The organism is Ferruginibacter sp. (assembly GCF_049840995.1).
Classification (GTDB): Bacteria; Bacteroidota; Bacteroidia; order Chitinophagales; family Chitinophagaceae; genus Ferruginibacter.
In genome coordinates this window covers 620,349-638,741 of sequence record NZ_JASGIP010000003.1, presented here as the reverse complement: position 1 = coordinate 638,741, position 18,393 = coordinate 620,349, and the positions used below count along the sequence as shown (strand labels likewise).

General features: G+C 43.3%; 17 protein-coding genes. 7 read left to right on the top strand and 10 right to left on the bottom strand.

Annotation, left to right across the window (positions count from 1 at the left end; all coding sequences use genetic code 11):
* The first annotated feature begins 166 nt into the window (after positions 1 to 166).
* The 6 genes from QM738_RS04365 (at position 167) to QM738_RS04340 (ending at position 8,956) form a co-directional block, all read left to right on the top strand.
* Positions 167 to 3,856, top strand: a complete 3,690-nt coding sequence (locus tag QM738_RS04365) for a PAS domain S-box protein (RefSeq protein ID WP_462275451.1) — start codon at positions 167 to 169, stop codon at positions 3,854 to 3,856.
* 45 nt (positions 3,857 to 3,901) lie between these two features.
* Complete coding sequence (locus tag QM738_RS04360; RefSeq protein WP_462275450.1) at positions 3,902 to 4,345, top strand: response regulator; 444 nt, start codon at positions 3,902 to 3,904, stop codon at positions 4,343 to 4,345.
* 4 nt (positions 4,346 to 4,349) lie between these two features.
* Positions 4,350 to 7,088 (top strand): PAS domain S-box protein, encoded by a 2,739-nt coding sequence (locus QM738_RS04355; RefSeq protein WP_462275449.1) that lies wholly within the window; start codon positions 4,350 to 4,352, stop codon positions 7,086 to 7,088.
* A gap of 10 nt (positions 7,089 to 7,098) precedes the next feature.
* Positions 7,099 to 7,737, top strand: a complete 639-nt coding sequence (locus tag QM738_RS04350; RefSeq protein WP_462275448.1) for a response regulator — start codon at positions 7,099 to 7,101, stop codon at positions 7,735 to 7,737.
* A gap of 144 nt (positions 7,738 to 7,881) precedes the next feature.
* Positions 7,882 to 8,295 carry a response regulator gene (locus QM738_RS04345; protein ID WP_462275447.1) on the top strand — a complete coding sequence of 138 codons (414 nt, stop codon included), beginning with the start codon at positions 7,882 to 7,884 and terminating at the stop codon, positions 8,293 to 8,295.
* Positions 8,296 to 8,326: 31 nt separating this feature from the next.
* The gene (locus tag QM738_RS04340) at positions 8,327 to 8,956 is read left to right on the top strand and encodes a response regulator (protein ID WP_462275446.1); all 630 of its coding nucleotides are present in this window, start codon (positions 8,327 to 8,329) and stop codon (positions 8,954 to 8,956) included.
* Positions 8,957 to 9,054: 98 nt separating this feature from the next.
* Here the strand turns inward: QM738_RS04340 and QM738_RS04335 are convergent, their stop codons facing one another.
* The 9 genes from QM738_RS04335 to QM738_RS04295 form a co-directional block, all read right to left on the bottom strand.
* The gene (locus QM738_RS04335) at positions 9,055 to 9,354 is read right to left on the bottom strand and encodes a hypothetical protein (protein ID WP_462275445.1); all 300 of its coding nucleotides are present in this window, start codon (positions 9,352 to 9,354) and stop codon (positions 9,055 to 9,057) included.
* 26 nt (positions 9,355 to 9,380) lie between these two features.
* On the bottom strand, positions 9,381 to 9,794 hold the full coding sequence (locus QM738_RS04330; RefSeq protein ID WP_462275444.1) for a nuclear transport factor 2 family protein: 414 nt from the start codon (positions 9,792 to 9,794) through the stop codon (positions 9,381 to 9,383).
* 26 nt (positions 9,795 to 9,820) lie between these two features.
* Complete coding sequence (locus tag QM738_RS04325) at positions 9,821 to 10,234, bottom strand: ester cyclase (protein WP_462275443.1); 414 nt, start codon at positions 10,232 to 10,234, stop codon at positions 9,821 to 9,823.
* 135 nt (positions 10,235 to 10,369) lie between these two features.
* Positions 10,370 to 10,912 carry a cupin domain-containing protein gene (locus tag QM738_RS04320; RefSeq protein WP_462275442.1) on the bottom strand — a complete coding sequence of 181 codons (543 nt, stop codon included), beginning with the start codon at positions 10,910 to 10,912 and terminating at the stop codon, positions 10,370 to 10,372.
* Positions 10,913 to 10,962: 50 nt separating this feature from the next.
* A complete protein-coding gene (locus tag QM738_RS04315) occupies positions 10,963 to 11,568 on the bottom strand; it encodes a cupin domain-containing protein (protein ID WP_462275441.1) in 606 nt (201 codons plus the stop codon).
* A gap of 1 nt (position 11,569) precedes the next feature.
* The gene (locus QM738_RS04310; RefSeq protein ID WP_462275440.1) at positions 11,570 to 12,115 is read right to left on the bottom strand and encodes an RNA polymerase sigma factor; all 546 of its coding nucleotides are present in this window, start codon (positions 12,113 to 12,115) and stop codon (positions 11,570 to 11,572) included.
* A 33-nt stretch (positions 12,116 to 12,148) separates the two neighbouring features.
* Positions 12,149 to 13,936, bottom strand: a complete 1,788-nt coding sequence (locus QM738_RS04305) for an AMP-dependent synthetase/ligase (RefSeq protein WP_462275439.1) — start codon at positions 13,934 to 13,936, stop codon at positions 12,149 to 12,151.
* A gap of 186 nt (positions 13,937 to 14,122) precedes the next feature.
* The gene (locus QM738_RS04300) at positions 14,123 to 15,133 is read right to left on the bottom strand and encodes a tetratricopeptide repeat protein (protein WP_462275438.1); all 1,011 of its coding nucleotides are present in this window, start codon (positions 15,131 to 15,133) and stop codon (positions 14,123 to 14,125) included.
* 50 nt (positions 15,134 to 15,183) lie between these two features.
* On the bottom strand, positions 15,184 to 16,428 hold the full coding sequence (locus QM738_RS04295) for a DUF1015 domain-containing protein (protein ID WP_462275437.1): 1,245 nt from the start codon (positions 16,426 to 16,428) through the stop codon (positions 15,184 to 15,186).
* A 129-nt stretch (positions 16,429 to 16,557) separates the two neighbouring features.
* Between QM738_RS04295 and QM738_RS04290 the strand changes: the two genes are divergently transcribed.
* A complete protein-coding gene (locus tag QM738_RS04290; protein ID WP_462275436.1) occupies positions 16,558 to 17,208 on the top strand; it encodes a hypothetical protein in 651 nt (216 codons plus the stop codon).
* A gap of 16 nt (positions 17,209 to 17,224) precedes the next feature.
* Here QM738_RS04290 and serC read toward each other — a convergent pair whose 3' ends face one another.
* On the bottom strand, positions 17,225 to 18,292 hold the full coding sequence (gene serC, locus QM738_RS04285; RefSeq protein ID WP_462275435.1) for a 3-phosphoserine/phosphohydroxythreonine transaminase: 1,068 nt from the start codon (positions 18,290 to 18,292) through the stop codon (positions 17,225 to 17,227).
* Positions 18,293 to 18,393: the final 101 nt, after the last annotated feature.

The following is an 18,393-nucleotide window of genomic DNA, read 5'->3' as shown; positions in this document are numbered from 1 at the left end:
ATGCAGTACGCCTTATAATTTTATAAATACAATAAAGGCCATTCAAATAATTGCGGGTTTTACATACTGGAATTACGGCATTTTTTTACTAAATTTAAATATAAAGGCCTTTTTATAAGACCTTTATCTGTAATACATAACCTTATTTTAAAACAATTGGCTGTTTATGCCGCTCCGGCTAACTACAAAGCAAACTTTTACGGCTGTTATCCTGTTGACCCTGCTGGCATTTGGTGCGATCTTTATTATTTACTACAAGCAGTCGCAGCACGAAAAAGACACGGCCACTTCCATTACCAATACACAGGACCTGTTGTTTTATACCGAAAGGATATCGGCCACTGCAGCCGAAATTGAGACCAGTGCAAGGGGTTACTTATTGACGGGGCAGGACCAATTTTTACAAACCTATCAAAAGGCAAAAAACGAAATGCCCGGCGAAGTGGACCGGTTGAAACAACTGGCATCGCTCACCACTTACCGGCAGCAGCATATTGATTCATTACTGCAGTATGTAAATTCCAGGATACTCTTTTCGGACAGTATCATTAACAACAGGAAAAATATCAGTGCCGAACAGGCCATACAGCTGGTGGCTAACGGCGGGGGCAGAATATATTTAGACAATGTACGGCGCCTGGTATTCCGTATGCAGGAAGATGAAAAAGCATTGCTGGAAGTGAATAAAAAAGAAAGTGCGCAGGAATTATTTGTAGAGCGGCTGGTATTGTTCTCCGTAGCTGGTATAATGCTGTTGTTACTGGTATTGCTTTTCTGGCAGGAGAAACAACGCATAGAAGACAAAGAAAGAAGAAAGGCCAGGAACGAACTGGAATTTCTTTCGCTGCAGGTAAACCAGGCACATGATGCCATTTACGTAGTGGATAAAGATCTTAAAATAAAAAGCTGGAATAAAGGTGCAGAAAAACTATACGGCTTTTCGGCGGAGGAAGTAATGAACCGGAACCCCAATGATGTTTTGCAAACTGCTATCACCAGTGCCGAAATAGACCTGGCTTTACAAAAGATCAATGCAGAAGATTACTGGACGGGAGAATTAAAAAGGGTAACAAAAAACGGCGAAAGTATTTATGTGCGCTCTTCCACTACCACTATCCGGAATGAAGAGCAGGTGGTAACAGGCTATGTGGCTGTAAGCTTTGATATTACCGGGCAAAAGCAATTACGGGAACAGGTAGGGCATTTGGCCAACCTGGTGGAACAATCTTCCGAAGCCATCATTTCAATCGGGCTGGATGAATGTATACGCAGCTGGAACAGCGGTGCGGAACAACTATTCGGCTATAAAAAAGAAGAAGCGATCGGCAGGTCATCTTCCGAACTCGGTTATATCAAATTATCGGGCAGCGAACTTTTTTTGATTGAAAAAGATATGGCTGAAAAAGGCATGTGGGTGAGCGAAAGGGATTTTTATCATAAAGATGGTACGCCTTTTTTTGGATCGGTAACGGGCAACCGCATCGCCAATGAAAATGGCGAGACCACTTCCATGGTGTTCATCATTAAAGACATGAGCCTGCGCAGGCAGCTGGAAGAACAACTTACCCGGTCAAATGAAGAACTGGAAGAAAAAGTACGGCAACGCACAGACGAAATAAAGGCCAGCGAAAAAAAATATCGCTATCTTTTTGAGAACAATCCCATGCCCATGTGGGTGATCGATCTCAAGACCTTCCGCTTTTTGGATGTAAACAAAATGGCGGTACTGCAGTATGGCTACAGCCGGCAGGAATTTTTGTCGATGACAGCTACTGATATCCGGCCGGATGAAGACAAAGAACTTTTTGTTAGGTCCGATCATGCATTTACCACCAATGCGGCCAATTACAACCGCGGCACCTGGCGGCATAAAAAGAAAGATGGTACTATCATAACAGTGGAGATCATTGCACACGAAATAATATTTGATGGCGTACCGGCACGCTTTATACTTTCCAACGATATTACCGAAAAGAAAAAAGTAGAAGAAAAATTAAGGGCCAGCGAAGAACAGTTCCGCCAATCAATGGACAATATGCTGGAAGGTGTACAGATCATCGATTTTGACTGGCGCTATATCTACGTAAACGAATCGATGGCCAAACATGGCCGGTACACCAAGGAGCAACTGATAGGGCATACTGTAATGGAGATGTATCCCGGCATTGAAGAAGCGCCTATTTATCAAACCTATCTTAAATGCTTTAACGAAAGAGCCACCATTCACCTGGAGAATGAGTTCGTATTCCCCGACGGCACATCCGCCTGGTTCGAACTGAGTTTTCAACCGGTGCCCGAAGGCATTTTTATTTTGTCGGTAGATATCACCGACCGTAAAAAGGCCGAAGAGCAGCTGCAGTTCAATGAAAAACGTTTTAGAACTTTGATCGAGGATAACCACGACATCATAACATTGATGGATAGACGATTTAAGGTATTTTACCGCAGCCCTTCCGCTGCACGTATCACCGGCTGGAGCGATGAGGAAATGGAAGAGTCGAGCGGCAACAATAAATTCACGATCCATCCTGATGATTGGGACAGGGCCGACGAAGTGATGAAAGAATGCCTTGCCAATCCCGGCAAACCGGTTTATGCTATTTACCGCAATAAACACAAGGAGGGCCATTATATCTGGCTGGAAGGAACAGTTACCAATTTGCTCAATAATCCCTATGTAAGTGCAGTGCTCTTCAACTTCAGGGATGTAACAAAACGTATCGAATCGGAAGAAAAAATATTGTCCAGCGAAGTACGCTTCAGATCATTGATAGAAAATATTTCGGATGCCATTGTATTGAACGATGAACAGACCAATATCATTTATCAAAGCCCTTCAGTAGAACGTATATTGGGTTATAGTGCAGAAGAGAGAAAAGGTAAAAAGGTGATCGATTATATTCATCCCGATAACAGGCCCGATATCATTCGCCTGTACGAAGAATTAAAAACGGTAAAGAACAAACCACTTTCATTCCAGTACCGTTTTTTGCAGAAGAATGGTAAATATATCTGGCTGGAAGGCGTGGTGACCAACCTGATGGATAACCCCGCAGTAAATGCCTATGTAGCCAATTACAGGGACATCACAGAAAGAAAAGAAACAGAAATAAGGATAAGGAATTTAAATGCAGAGCTGGAAGAAAGAGTAGTGAAACGTACCGAACAGTTAAGAAAAACAAATGAAGAGCTGGAAGCATTTTCTTATTCCGTATCGCACGACCTTCGAGCGCCACTGCGGGCCATCATTGGTTTCTCGGCCATACTGGAAGAAGATTACAGCAGCAAACTGGATGAAGAGGCAAAACGTATAACGGCTATCATAAAGAACAATACGTTGAAGATGGGGAGCCTTATTGACGACCTGCTTGCTTTTTCCCGCATGGGCCGCCAGGATATTATTACCGCACCGGTACACATGCCCGAGCTGGTGCAGGAGGTAATAGACAATGAGGACCGGAAAGATCATGGGCTTCCCGTTCAATGGATAGTACACCCTTTACCGATCGTAAAAGCAGATATCAATACCCTGCGGCAGGTGTGGATCAACCTGGTATCAAATGCAGTAAAATACTCGGGCAACGAAGCGGCGCCGGTGATAGAAATAGGCTCCTTTACCGCCACTAACGGGCAGCTAGCCTTTTTTGTAAAGGATAATGGCGTAGGTTTTGATGAGAAATATAAAAACAAACTGTTCAAAGTATTTCAGCGGCTGCACAGTTCAGAAGAATTTGAAGGAACCGGCATAGGCCTTGCAATAGTAGAGAAGATCATCTCCAAACATGGAGGGAATGTATGGGCAGAATCGGCACCCGGGCAGGGCGCCTGCTTTTATTTTAGCCTGCCGGCCAATTAAAATAACCAAACCAGTATTTACCTTAAAACAAAAACAATATAGATTATGAACCTGAACTCAGTAGACGTATTACTTGTGGAAGACAATATCAATGATGCAGAGCTGGCCATACGGGAATTAAAAAAACACAATCTTTCCAACAATCTTTATCATGTAAAAGATGGAGAAGAAGCAATTGATTTTATTTTTGCAGCAGGCAAGTTTGCCGAAACACGCAGTGTGAACAACCCACCCAAGCTGGTATTGCTGGATATACAGATGCCCAAGGTGAACGGTATTGAAGCATTGCAAAAAATAAAATCGGATGAAGGGGCAAGACTGATACCAGTAGTGATGCTGACTTCATCCAAAGAAGATCCAGATATAAAAAAATGTTATGCGCTGGGCGCCAACAGTTATATTGTAAAACCGGTAAATTTTGAAGGCTTTGCCGAAGCGATCAAGAACCTGGGATTTTACTGGTTATTATTAAACCAACCACCGGCATGATGATATGGTAATGGACGAGCTGAAAATATTGATACTGGAGGATAACGAAGCAGATGCTGAAATGATACAGCGGGTGCTTAAAAAAACCGGCGGCCACTTTAGTTTTAAAGTGGTGATGACGGATAGCGCTTATACCAAAGCGCTGCAGGAGTTTAAACCCGATGTGATCCTTTCGGATAATGCCCTGCCGCAGTTCAGCGCCTCCGAAGCCCTGCAGCTTTTAAAACAACAGGCGCTGCGGATACCTTTTATACTGGTTACCGGTACCGTATCCGAAGAGTTTGCAGCCGGTATTATAAAAGCGGGTGCAGATGATTATCTTTTAAAAGACAGGATGGCCAGGCTGCCGGCCGCAATTGAAGCTGCATTAAAACAAAAACAGACAGAGATACAAAAAGAAGAAGCAGAGCATAAGATCATTAAAGTGAACCGGCTGTATTTTTTTATCAGCCAGGTAAACCAGATGATCGTAAGGACCACTAACGAAAAAACACTTTTTAAAGATGCGTGTAAAATAGCCGTTGAAGTGGGCATGTTCCGGATGGCGTGGATTGGTATGATAGAAGAATCGACCCAAAGGCTGCTACCGGTGATGCATGCAGGGGAAGAACTGGATTTCCTGGCTGGCCTGAATATACTCACGATGAATGACAGTCCCGAAGGCATTGGCCCCATGGCAAACGAGTTTATGAAAGGGAATTACATCATCTGTAATGATATTGAAACCGATCCGCGGATGGAGCCGTGGAAAGAACAGGCCCTGAGCAGGGGTTATCTTTCAGCAATGGGCATTCCGCTCACCCGGTTTGGAAAAGTAGTGGGCGTTTTTTGTTTTTATGCCAGCGAAAAGAATTTTTTTGATGCAGAAGAGATCACTTTGCTGGTGGAAGCAGCAGGAGATGTTTCTTTTGCACTGGAGATATTTGGCAAAGAAGTACTGCGTAAAAAAGCAGAAGAAGAAGTACTGGAAAGTGAAAGGCGCTACCAGACATTGGCCGAAGTTTCGCCGGTAGGGATTTTCCATACTGACGCTGACGGGTACACGACGTATGTAAATCCCCGCTGGTGCCAGATGTCGGGCCTTACACCTGCCTTGGCCGAAGGCAATGGCTGGCTGAATGCGGTTCACCCCGACGACAGGAAAAGATTATTTGAAGGATGGGAAGCAGCCACCAATGCAAAAACAAGTTCTGTATCGGAATACCGTTTTGTACGTAATGATAACACGGTTACCTGGGTAATGGGCCAGGCCATACCCGAAAGAAATACAGATAATGTCATCATTGGCTATGTAGGCACTATTACAGATATTACAGAACGTAAGCTGGCGGAAGAACAGATCGTGAACGAAAAAAATCTTTCCGACAAGATCATCAACAGCCTGCCCGGTATATTTTACCTGGCCGATCAAACACCGCGTTTGCTGCGCTGGAACGGTGCGCTGGAAGAAATATCCGGCTACAATGAGGCAGAGATAGAAGTGATGACACCGATCACACTTTTTGACCCTGAAGATCATACAGCACTGCGAAAAGGCCTTGAAAGATCTTACCGCGAAGGCATGGCCGATGTGGAAGTGAACCTGCTTACCAAATCGGGCAAAAAAATACCGTTTTATTTTACAGGGGTGGGTGTGGAATACAAAGGCAAGCCTGCAGTGCTGGGTATCGGTATCGATATCAGCGAAAGAAAAAAAGCGCAGGACGAGATCATCAAAGAAAAAAATATTTCGGACTCCATCATCAACAGCCTGCCCGGTATATTTTACCTGTACGATAAGCAGGGACAGTTCCTACGCTGGAACAATAATTTTGAAAAAGTTACCCTGTATGATGCGGATGAAATAAAACACCTGCACCCGCTGCAGCTTTTTGATGAAGATGAAAAAGAATTACTTACCGAAAAGATATCCAACGTTTTTGTGGTGGGCGAAGATAATGTGCAGGCCAACCTGATGATAAAAACAAAAGAAAAGATACCCTACTATTTCACCGGTATTGCCATCGATTACGAAGGAGATAAATGCCTGATGGGCGTGGGTATCGATTTCTCAGAAAGAAAAAAGGCGCAGGAAGAGATCAAAGAAACCTCCGAAAAGCTACGGCAGCTTACAGCGCATTTGCTCAATGTGCGGGAAGAAGAACGCAAGCGTATCGGCAGGGAAATTCATGATGAACTGGGACAGCAGTTAACGGCCATTAAAATGGACGTGGCGTGGATAGACAAAAAGATAGAACCCGGTGCAGAACTGATCAAGACCAAGCTGAAAAATATCATCACATTGCTGGATGGCAGCAACCAATCCATCCGCAGGATATTGGCCGAACTGCGCCCCGGCATACTGGACGATTATGGCCTGATAGAGGCCCTGGAATGGCAAAACCGCCAGTTTACCGCAAATACCGGCATTCCTGTTAATTTTGTAACTGCAGAAAGGGAATTGAAGCTGCCTGAGCCGGTATCTACCTGTATTTTCAGGATATACCAGGAGGCATTTACTAATATTACAAGATATGCACATGCCAGCAGGGTTACCACATCCATAATTTTAGAAACTGGTGTAATTGTTGTAATTATAAAGGATGATGGTATTGGATTTGATACACAGGCAGTGCAGAGTAAAAAGTCTTTCGGGGTGCTGGGCATGAAGGAAAGGGTCTTTTCGCTGGGGGGTACTTTTGAGTTGGAAACCACTCCGGGGAAGGGAACAACAATAACGATACGTTTACCTTATCATATTTAAAACTACAACCATGAAACGGATACTATTAGCAGACGATCATAGCTTTATACGGCTGGGCCTTGTACAGATACTTAAAGACGAATATCCCGCAGTGGAGATCAAGCAGGTGGGAGATGGGGAAGCCCTGGTAAAAGAAGTGATCAAAGAAGACTGGGACCTGGTGATCAGCGACCTGGATATGCCCGGCCGCAGCGGGCTGGAAGCACTGGAGCAGATAAAACTGATAAAGCCCAACCTACCGGTGCTGATACTGAGCATTTATACAGAAGACCTTTATGCCGTAAGGGTACTCAAAGCGGGCGCCGCCGGGTACCTCAATAAAAATTCTGCTCCGGACGAACTGGTAACAGCAGTGCAGCGCATATCCCTCGGCAAAAAATATATCACACCCGAAATTGCCGAAAAATTACTGGCCAGCACCGACGATGGTAAAAAGCCGCATGAACTCTTGACCAATAGAGAATTTGAGATATTCAAATTACTGGCCATGGGCAAAACTGTAACGCAGATAGCCGAATCACTTTCGCTGGCGTTAACTACGATCAGCACTTATCGCGGCCGCATAATGGAAAAACTGAACCTGTCCACCAATTCAGATCTTACCCGTTATGCCATTGCCAACCATATAATCTCTGATATTGAGCAATAACATACACTTCATCTTATTTTTTAACTTATAGTATAACTACTACCAGCGTCAATATTATTCTACTACTCCAATATGACCGCTCTCTCTATTAGGCGGGCTGTTGTTTTTTAGGTTCTTTGTGTTTCGAAATACAACCTTAAAACAATGACAGTCTTAATCGTAGAAAGCTCCCTGCTTATCAGCGGAAGGATGAGAAATCTCCTGCTGGAATCGGCGCATGCAAAAGCGGTTCACCAGTCTGTCTCGCACAATAAAGCCGAATTGATTTTTGAAGAGATAAAACCCCAGGTGGTATTGATCGATACCAGCCTGCCCGGCCGCACCTCCATTGATTTGTTGAAAAAAATAAAACAGGCAGCTGTTCCTGCAGCTGTTATTGCGCTTGTAAACCGCGAAGACAGCCAGAAGCAAATGAAATGCACTGCTGCTGGTGCCGATTTTATTTTAGATAAATACCACGAGTTTGAAAAAATTCCCGGCATACTCGATACCATCAAAAGCAAAAGGAATAATACCGCTTCTGGTGACGCACCAAAACATCAGCCTGAAATTGCCTGATACCATCATTAACTAAGAAGAAAATAAGTATATGTTACGAATATTAATTGCAGATGATCATACAGTAGTAAGAAAAGGACTAAGGCAAATATTAATTGACCAGTTTGGTAATCCTTTTATTGAAGAAGTGGCTGATGCCGAAGCATTGGTGGCAAAGGTGATTGCCGAACAATGGGATGTGGTGATATCCGATATCAATATGCCCGGCAGAAGCGGCCTGGATGCATTGAAACAGATCAGGAGCATTTTACCCGAACTGCCTGTACTGATGCTGAGCATGAACCCAGAAGAACATTATGCATTAAGGGCATTAAAAGCCGGCGCCTCCGGATACCTGTGCAAAGAATCTGCGAGCGATGAACTGATCATCGCCGTGCAAAAAGTACTGGCAGGCAAAAAATATTTTTCGCCAGCAGTAATAGAACATCTTGCCAACAATATCGATTCTGATATGCACCGGTCGGCACACGATTATTTAAGCAACCGCGAACTGGAAGTAATGAAGTTGCTGGCATCAGGAAAATCAGTTTCTGAAATTGCAGAAAAACTTTCTTTAAGTGTTACCACTATCAGTACGTACCGCTCAAGGGTATTGATAAAAACAGGTCTTAAATCCAATTCAGATCTTACAAAATATGCAATTGAGAACCGCCTCATTTAATACGTTGTGTTTTAATGTATAGTTATAGTTGACTGTTTAATGGTAAAAGGGTTTCATTTTTGAAACCCTTTTTTATTGTTCAAGTATGCCATTCACAATTAACCCGCCATTACTTCGCCAGCAGGGATAAAATTATGTGCAGCAAAAAAAGCGGGCTGTGCAGGAGTAATGCCCAACCGGCCAAAGATGGGAAACAAAGTATTTTGTGCAAACTCCATGCAGGCCTCCTTCGATTCCCATACATCCACTACGCACCAGCTGTTATCTTTTTGAAAAGCCACATGCGAAAGACAACCGGCGGCAGGTAATTTACCGGTATTGTTCAGCTCACTTAAAATCGCATCATACTCTTTATAAGTAGTGCCGGGTACTTCTGTTATCATTACAATTTTACTCATTGTTATTATTTTTTTAAGATGAATGATCATTTGGTAAAAGCCTGCAGTTCATCTGCACTGTCAACATAAGCGAAAAAGGCGCTTATCTTTTCGTTCTCGATGGTAAATTCCATCAGGGTGTCGTGCGCAAAAGATCTGCCGGTAGCTTTAACAGTGGCGGCATGAAATACTTTGGCAAATACCTTGTTGCCGGTAGCATAAAACTCTTTCGGCTCAAAAGCCGTGTAGTCCACTGTTTCGGCAAGGGTGCTGAAAAATTTTGCAACACCGCTCTTTCCTTTAAAGGTGGTGGAATAAGGTACCTGCGGATGATACCAGGAAGCCCAGTTCACATTTTCGGTGCAGGTGTCGATAATGGCGGCAATATTACCGCTGCCAAAATTGGCAAAACCTTCCTGGGCAATTTCGATGTTTGATTTGGTTGCTGTTACTGTTTGCATTTTTTTAAATTTTAATGATAGGTATTTTAGTTGTTTAATTGCTGAATGATATTTTGCCAGTCTACCACGTTCCAGTGTTCTTTAAAGCGGCCATCTTCCAGGCGGATGATATCCATCACTTCCATCACTACTTTTTTTCCCGTGGCGGGTATGCCCATAAAGCTGGCGGAATGAGTGGCATAAAACTTTTTGTGCGTGGTCACTGTATCGCCTTCCGCCACCTGTTGAAGGATGTCTACTTTAAGGTCGCTGAAGGCAGGTTTTAAAAAATGCTGGAAGAAATACAGCACTCCTTCGGGGTCTTTGGGCATACCTTCAGGCGCTGTTTGATTGATGAAACCAGGTGCAATGATCTCGTTAAAAGCAGCCATATTGCCCTTTTCAATAAACTCCCGGTTAAAACGTTGTACAATTTCTTTGTTAGCGGATGTGTTATGCATAAAAATGATTGTATTGGAATGAAATGGTACCAGGGTAAGGCAAAAACGGTCCCCGCCGCATGCTATGCAGCAATTTTTAAGGGATATTTTTTAAAGAGAAAGTTTTATAAATAGGGTACTCGTTGCCGGTAGTTTTTAAAATTTCACGTACCGTTCCGTAAGTTGTTTATCAATGCCTTTTTCTTTTGCTTTTTTGGCCTGCTTGCGCAATATGAATTCAAAAATGCTCATCCAGCCGGGCAGGTTACTTTCGCTGATCTCGAACAACCAGGCCAGTGCCAGTTTATCTTTAGGGAAGCCATTCTTTTTGCAAAGCCCGTCTGACGCCAACCCGTACCCGATCTGTAAAGATTGCTCAAAACCCCTGCTGGCGGGCCTTAGCTCTACAGTAAACCTGCTGGGCACACCACTGCGGTTCTTAAAAAGATGGTTGATATTTGGGGAAGCTGTGGCAGATTCACCGGCATGGAGCACAGTAACATCTTTGCCCAGCTGTACCTGCACCTGCCCACTGATGCAGTTGAATTTTTCAGCGTAGGTTTTATGGTAATGCAAACCTACACCGCCACCATCGGCCAGCTCCACTTCCACCAAAGTGTACTCGCCATTCGTTTCAGCATGGGTCTTTAAAAAAGTAACACTGTCTCTTTGTATGGGGTTGTAAATTTTTCTTTCCATATCTATACCTACACACAAAGAGTAAATATGGATTTAAAAAAAGAAAAAAATTATGCGGCAATTTTTTTGCGCTGTATCAATGCCTTTACATAACCTCCATCTGCAGAGGTAGAAGTGATGGTATGATGGGTATTGAAAGGTATATCCAGGTAATCGCCGGCCTTCAGGTGAATGATGGTACCGCCAATATCGCACCTGCAGGTGCCTTCGAGTATAAAAAAACTTTCGGCAAATTCATCGGCATGGTGTTCGTCTTCATCCAGTGTGCCGGTGAGCCATGCCACGCAAAGCTGAAATTCGGGTGTATCTTTTAAAAAATGCACTTTGATATGATCATAATCTTTATCAGCTGTAATGGATGCAACCGCTTCCTGCCATTCGGCCAGGTAACTGTTACGGTCAATAAAAGGTGGGTTACTGATATCAATACTATGCTCTGCAGGTAAATGATCCAGCGCCGAAAATATATTTTGCTTTAAAGAAGGCCTTGGAGTAGTGCCTGCATAACGGACCAGGCTGGTTTCCATTTCGTGGATGCCCTGCTGCAGTTGCGGAAACTGTTTTGCAGCCTGTTGCATTGCTGCAGCATCGGCTTCGCTTAATAGCCCCAGGCAATATTCTTCCAGTAGCGGTATGTATTTTTCAATGCCTGTCATATCAGTTTTTCAATTGTTCTTTTAGTAATTGCAATGCCATCCTTGTTCTTGTCTTTACCGTACCCAGCGGAAGGTTTAATTTCTCTGCCACTTCCTGCTGGGTATATCCCCAGAAGTATATCAGGTTGATAACCGTTTTATGTTTGTCATCCAGTTTACATACCAGCTTATCAATGCCAATATGGTCCGTTGGCACCGGTGCAGCAATTAACTCTTCGGTACTTACACCATTTTCGGCATCCGGGATTTTTGTTTTGGCAGTATTTTCGCCCGAACGTAAAAAATTTAAAGCGGTATTGCGGCAGATGGTGATCAGCCAGGTAAAAAGCCGGCCCTTATTGCTGTCGTACCGGTGAATATTGTTCCAGATCTTAATAAAAGCATCCTGTAAAAGATTCTCTGCCTCATCCATATCATTCACAATAGTATTGATAACGCCCAGCATGGCGCTGCTGTAATGATCGTACAGGCTGGCAAAAGCCTGGTGGCTGCGGGCCTGCAGCCCATCTATCAACTCTTCTTCAGATAAGGTTGTATTCGGGTTCAAAGTTTGCCTTTTTACAATACAAATGAAAAGTCTTTAATCATAGATCCTTTCTACGGCAGCCTTATATTTTTCCATTATCACCTTGCGTTTTAGTTTAAGCGTTGGCGTTAGTTCCCCGCTGTCTATTGTCCATTCGTTGGGCAGCAGTTCAAATTTTTTAACCTGTTCCACATGGTTAAAGAATTTATTGAAAGAGTCGATCAGCTCACGATAAAGGTCTAAAACCTTGGGGTTGTGCACCGCATCTTCAACAGTGGTGAATTTGATCCCTTTATGCTGCATCCATTCTTTTAAATTCGGTACAGAAGGAACGATCAGTGCGCCCACAAATTTCTGTTCGGCACCCACCACCATCATCTGCTCTACAAAAGGCGATTCCTTCATTTTGTTTTCAATAGGCTGTGGCGCCACGTATTTACCGCCGCTGGTCTTGAACAGTTCTTTCTTACGGTCGGTGATCTTTAAATATTTACCGTCTTCAAAAATACCGATATCACCCGTGTGCAGCCAGCCATCAATAATGGTTTCGGCAGTAAGGTCGGGGCGTTTGTAATAACCCATCATCACGCTCGGGCCTTTTACACAGATCTCGCCATCGGCTTCCAATCTTACTTCCTGTCCTTCTATCACCAGGCCAACGGTGCCGAATTTAGTACCACCTTTTTTCTGGCAGTTCACGCTTATCACCGGGCTGTTCTCGGTAGGGCCGTAGCCTTCGTAAATAGGGATTTTTGCAGCATTAAAAATGCGCAGCAGTCTTACCTGGCAGGCTGCGCCGCCGGTAATGATGCATTCAATATTATTGCCCAGCGCTTCTCTCCATTTGGTGAACACCAGTTTATTGGCCAGCGCCAGCTGCATATTGTACCAGGCGCCGCCGCTTTTTATATTATCGTATTTGCCCGCAAGGCTCACCGACCAATCAAATAATTTTCTTTTGATACCCGTAAGCGCAGCGCCTTTTTCCATGATCTTTTCGTACACTTTTTCCAACAGCCTTGGCACAGTGGTAAACAGGTTGGGCTTTACTTCCCTTAAATTATCTGCAATGGTTTCAAGGTTTTCGGCATAGTAAATAGAAATACCGCTGTAGATGTAGATATACGAAACCATCCTTTCAAAAATATGGTTCAGCGGCAAAAAACTCAGGGCCTTACCCGAAGGGTTATCCGCAAAAGGGAAGGTGTTTTTGGAATGAATGACATTGCTTACAATATTCCGGTGACTGAGCATTACGCCTTTGGGTGTGCCGGTGGTACCCGAAGTATAAATGATGGTAGCGCAATGTTCCTGCTTAATACCTGCTTTTATGGTTTCTACTTTTGCAAGATCTTCAGCACTGATATTTTCAAACAGTTTTTTCCAGTGATCAACACCATGCAACTCGTCAAAACTGAATACATTTTTGATGCTGCTGACCTTACTGCGGATATTATTTACTTTTTCTAAAATATCGTGCCCGCTCACAAAAACATATTTTACCGCGGCATCATTAAAAATAAATTCCAGTTCGTTAATGTTGGTGGTGGGATAGATAGGGCATAATGCAGCGCCTATTTGCTGGCAGGCCATATCCAGTAACAACCATTCGGGGCGGTTCTTCGATATCAGGGCTATCTTGTCCTGGCGCTCAATGGTCATATCATTTCCACTTACACCCAGTTGCAAAAGGCCGGCGCTTAATTTATTTACGGTATCCTGAACTTCTGTAGTGCTGTAGGTTTTCCATATGCCATTTTCCTTTGCGGCAAACATGTCTGTTTTGGGAAATTTGCCCAGCTGGTATTGGATACAATCAAAGATCCTGTCTTTTTCATTCATATACAATCGTTATTACTCCAACCATTATCATATAGCTTAATGGCCCGGATCGGTTTAAGTTTTATATTAAAGAAGAGGGCAGCAAAGACTGCTGTTGCCCGGTAAGTGATATTACTGCAGCACCCATCTTCCATACGGTTATTTTAAAACAAGATAACGAAAAAATCAGCAAAAAACCATCGTAGTCTAGTGGTAGTATTGCCCTGTGGGGATCCTGAAGATGCGGCCTTTTTGAAAGCGGGCCAGTTCGTTGTATTCAGTGGCATTCAAGGTTATCCAGTTTTGATAGGCAGGCAGGTTTTGTGCCGCGGTAAATATCCATTGGTTATAGGCATCAAACATACCTTCCTGCAAATATTGGCGCTGCTGTTCAAAAAGCCTGGAAGGATATTTGGTGGCGTTGGGGCTGTTATACCAGTCCAGTATGAACCTTGTTCTCACCATCGTCATCGATTCGGCAGTAATGCCTGAAGAAACAAGATTACTCTGTTTGTTCATGATTTGTAAATAGGCCTGTACAAAAGCATTCTTTTCGGGATTGTTTTTTTCATTCTCCAGGTTGGGTTCGGCAAAAAGCCTTTTATACCCTTCCAGTATAATGTTCTTTACAATGGGGGCAGAAGCGCTGGCGGGTTCGATATTTAAAAATATTTCGCCGTAAATGATGTTCCACACTTTTTCGGTGGTAAGCGCATAATAGTTGCAGGCATTATAGTAATTCTTCGAAAAACCGGGATCCACTTCAATACCTTTTTCCCATTGCTTAATGGCGGTATAATCTTTTTGCTGCCATAATACTTCGCCCAGTTCGTTGTACAAGGCGCCGCTTTTAGGCAGCAGTTTCAGCCCTTTGCGGTATACTTTTTCACTTTCTTTGGGATTATTGAGCGCCTGGTAAATATCACCGGCTACCTGGAAACACTGGTCATCGGCATCTGCCCTTTCCAGGATGGGTTTATAAACATCCAGCGCCTTGTTATAATCCTTTGCAAAATAATAGTTGAGGCCCAGGTCTTTAGCAATTTCTAAGTCTTTGGGATCCAGCGCAATAGCCCTGTTCAGTACCAGTATGGCATTGGGATAATCGCCCTGCAGCATAAAAGATCGTGCAGTTTCATGCAGTTCTTTGGCAGTTTGAGCGGATGCAGCAACTGCCACAAAAAATACAGCGAGGCAAAAAATGAACTTCTTTATCATTGATTAAAGGTATGGCTAAAGTAAATACACGAAAAGTTAATAGATGCTGTTTAAGCCTCTTCCGTTGCATCTATCAGGTGCGTCAGCAGCCCGTCTCTTAATTTAGGTTCAAACCAGGTGCTTTTGGGCGGCATTACATTACCACTGTCTGCAATATCAAACAACTGCTGAATGGTAACCGGGTGCAGGCTGAAGGCAACGGCCATTTCGCCACTGTTCACCCTTTTTTCCAGCTCGGCCAAACCGCGGATGCCTCCCACAAAATCAATACGCTTATCGGTACGCTGGTCTTTAATGCCCAGCAAAGGATCCAGCAGGTTATCAGAAAGAATGGTCACATCCAGCACACCGATAGGATCGGTGGTAAATGTTTTTTCCTTAGCAGTGAGTTTGTACCACTGGTTATCCAGGTACATACCAAACTCGTGCAGCTTGGCAGGTGCTAAAGCATCTTTTATTTTTTCAACCGTGAATTTATCTTTTATCTTTTCGATGAATTCAGCCGCAGTTAAACCATTCAGATCTTTTACCACCCGGTTATAATCCATGATGTATAATTGATCCGATGGAAATAAAGTGGTGAGAAAATAATCGGAACCACCGGTGGCCAGGTCGCCCAAAGCCTTTCGTACTTTGGCAGCAGAGGCGGCGCGGTGATGCCCGTCGGCAATATAACTTACCGGCACACGGGTTTTGAACAAGTCGCTGATCTTATCAATCACTTTGGCATCATTGATGGTCCAGATGCTGTGCTGTATACCATCATCTGCAACAAAGTCATATACCGGGCTGCGTTCTTTTTTCCAGTCGTTGATCAACGCATCAATGGCTTCCACATTTTTATACGCTAAAAAAACATTACCTGTTTGAGCACAGGTGGTTTTAATATGATTGATCCTGTCCTGTTCTTTTTCGGGCCGGGTGAATTCGTGTTTTTTTATCAGGTCATTTTCATAATCATCCACGCTGCTGCCGCATACCAAACCGGTTTGGCTTTTGCCATTCATTACCAGCTGATAAATATAATAGCAGGGTTTGCTTTCGCGGAATAATATATTGCGGCTGATAAAAGCATCCAGGTTCTCTTTTGCTTTAAGGTATACTTCCTGCGAATGGATGTCTGTATTTTCAGGCAGATCGATCTCGCTTTTGGTAACGTGTAAAAAACTGGCAGGATTTCCCTGCGCCTCTACCTTGGCTTCTTTACTGTTCAGTACATCATAGGGTCTTGATGCAACCTGTTTGGCAAACTGGGCTTCGGGCCTTAGTGCTTTAAAGGGGGCTATTGTTATCATCTTGTAATTATAATCTGTGCAAATATAAATTTTATTCCGTCACTTCCTTTAACGCATTTTTTACAGCATGCCAACGGCTTTTAACAATAAAGGGAACAGGCTTTGAATCAATCGATAAAAACGACTATTATGAAAAAAATTTTCCTCTTTTCTTTTATTGCGCTTGTATTTTCCTCCTGTTCTTTTAAAACCAATATTTATAAACCTGCTGATTTTGACAGCAAAACCAATGGCATTAAAACAATTGCAGTGTTGCCCTTTAAAATAACTACTATTGGATACCCGCCCCGGTATATATCCCCCGAAGAGGTAGCTATGAACAACGAAAAGCTGGCTTATAGTTTCCAGGAATCATTGTACAATTATTTAGTGCTGCATAACAGCGAAAAAAATAAGACCCAGGTTAAATCATTTCAGCCTTTACAAAAAACCATTGCATTGCTGCGGCAACATCATATCAGTGCTGCAGATATTTATCAAAAACAACCCGAAGAAATTGCGCAATTACTGGGTGTGGATGCCGTGATATTAACCAATGTGGAAGAACATAAGAACTGGGATGATAAAACAAACTATAAAAATTCGCCTGCAGCGCCGCATACCAATGAAGATAAAGTATGGGATGCCGCAAAAATGAATTGCTATATCTACAGCAGTGATCAAAGTGAATTGCTTTGGCAAACTACCTGCAATGGCGATACCCGCTTAGCGGATGATACCGCATCACTGATAGAATATTTCACCAGCTGGGTGGGCAAGCATTTTCCTTTTCATGGCTGATGAAGCATAAAAGCAATTATTTATTCAGAGAGGCAAATTCCTGCATGGCTTTTACCAGCACTTCCACGCTGCTTAATGGCAAAGCATTGTACAAAGAAGCCCGGAAACCACCTGATAAGCGATGGCCTTTGATGCCCACAATGCCCTGTTGTTTGGCAAAGCTTAAAAATGCATCTTCCAGCGAAGTATCATGCATTACAAAGCATACATTCATTTTGCTGCGGTCTTCGATAGCAATGGTTCCCCTGAATAAAGGATTGCTGTCGATCTCGTTATATAAGAGGGCCGCTTTTGCATCATTTATTTTTTCAATGGCGGCAACACCACCCTGTGCTTTTAACCAGCGTAAAGTAAGCAGGCAAACATATACCGCAAAAACAGGAGGTGTGTTCAGCATGCTGCCTTCTTTAATGTGATTGCGGTAATCCATGATGGTGGGGATGGCACGTTTTATTTTACCGAGTATATTTTTATTTACCACCACCACGTTCACACCAGCAGCGCCGATATTTTTTTGTGCACCTGCGTAAATAAGCCCAAAGGCATTAAAATCCATCTGACGGCTTAGAATATCACTGCTCATATCAGCTATCAACACATTGCTGGTGGCAGGAATTTTATGCCACTGGCTGCCGTAAATAGTGTTGTTGGTGGTAATGTGAAAATATTTGGCATCATTGGGCACTGCAAAATCTTTTGGTATGGCAGTATAATTATTTTCCTTACCACTGCAAACCACTTCGGCCTTGCCAAATAATTTTGCTTCCTTGATCGCTTTGCTGCTCCAAACACCTGTATCAGAATAGGCAGCAGTTTCTTTATCATCCAGCAAGTTCATCGGTACCTGCATGAATTGTGTGCTGGCGCCGCCGTGTAAAAACAACACTTCGTGATCATCATCCAGCTGCATCAGTTCTTTCAAAAGCGCTCTTGCTTCATCCATTACCGCCTGGAAGGTAGCAGTACGGTGCCCGGTTTCCAATATGGATAAACCGGTATTGTTATAATTCAATATTGCCTGAGAAGCTTCTGCAAAAACTGTTGGAGGTAAAATAGACGGCCCTGCATTAAAATTGTGTACCACTTGCACTTGATTTATTGATCAGAAAATGATGAAGTGCAAAAGTAACAAAACCCGCAGGAAGATAATTTTGAAATATTAACAAAAAGTAACTAAGTACAGGT

What these genes read in the sequence shown, in the direction of transcription:
- QM738_RS04350 (WP_462275448.1), top strand. Translation starts at nt 7,099, where the DNA reads ATGAAACGGATACTATTAGCAGACGATCATAGCTTTATACGGCTGGGC.
- QM738_RS04365 (WP_462275451.1), top strand. Translation starts at nt 167, where the DNA reads ATGCCGCTCCGGCTAACTACAAAGCAAACTTTTACGGCTGTTATCCTG.
- QM738_RS04325 (WP_462275443.1), bottom strand. Translation starts at nt 10,234, where the DNA reads ATGCATAACACATCCGCTAACAAAGAAATTGTACAACGTTTTAACCGG.
- QM738_RS04345 (WP_462275447.1), top strand. Translation starts at nt 7,882, where the DNA reads ATGACAGTCTTAATCGTAGAAAGCTCCCTGCTTATCAGCGGAAGGATG.
- QM738_RS04335 (WP_462275445.1), bottom strand. Translation starts at nt 9,354, where the DNA reads ATGAGTAAAATTGTAATGATAACAGAAGTACCCGGCACTACTTATAAA.
- QM738_RS04360 (WP_462275450.1), top strand. Translation starts at nt 3,902, where the DNA reads ATGAACCTGAACTCAGTAGACGTATTACTTGTGGAAGACAATATCAAT.
- QM738_RS04315 (WP_462275441.1), bottom strand. Translation starts at nt 11,568, where the DNA reads ATGACAGGCATTGAAAAATACATACCGCTACTGGAAGAATATTGCCTG.
- QM738_RS04295 (WP_462275437.1), bottom strand. Translation starts at nt 16,428, where the DNA reads ATGATAACAATAGCCCCCTTTAAAGCACTAAGGCCCGAAGCCCAGTTT.
- QM738_RS04300 (WP_462275438.1), bottom strand. Translation starts at nt 15,133, where the DNA reads ATGATAAAGAAGTTCATTTTTTGCCTCGCTGTATTTTTTGTGGCAGTT.
- QM738_RS04340 (WP_462275446.1), top strand. Translation starts at nt 8,327, where the DNA reads ATGTTACGAATATTAATTGCAGATGATCATACAGTAGTAAGAAAAGGA.
- QM738_RS04305 (WP_462275439.1), bottom strand. Translation starts at nt 13,936, where the DNA reads ATGAATGAAAAAGACAGGATCTTTGATTGTATCCAATACCAGCTGGGC.
- QM738_RS04320 (WP_462275442.1), bottom strand. Translation starts at nt 10,912, where the DNA reads ATGGAAAGAAAAATTTACAACCCCATACAAAGAGACAGTGTTACTTTT.
- QM738_RS04355 (WP_462275449.1), top strand. Translation starts at nt 4,350, where the DNA reads ATGGTAATGGACGAGCTGAAAATATTGATACTGGAGGATAACGAAGCA.
- QM738_RS04330 (WP_462275444.1), bottom strand. Translation starts at nt 9,794, where the DNA reads ATGCAAACAGTAACAGCAACCAAATCAAACATCGAAATTGCCCAGGAA.
- QM738_RS04290 (WP_462275436.1), top strand. Translation starts at nt 16,558, where the DNA reads ATGAAAAAAATTTTCCTCTTTTCTTTTATTGCGCTTGTATTTTCCTCC.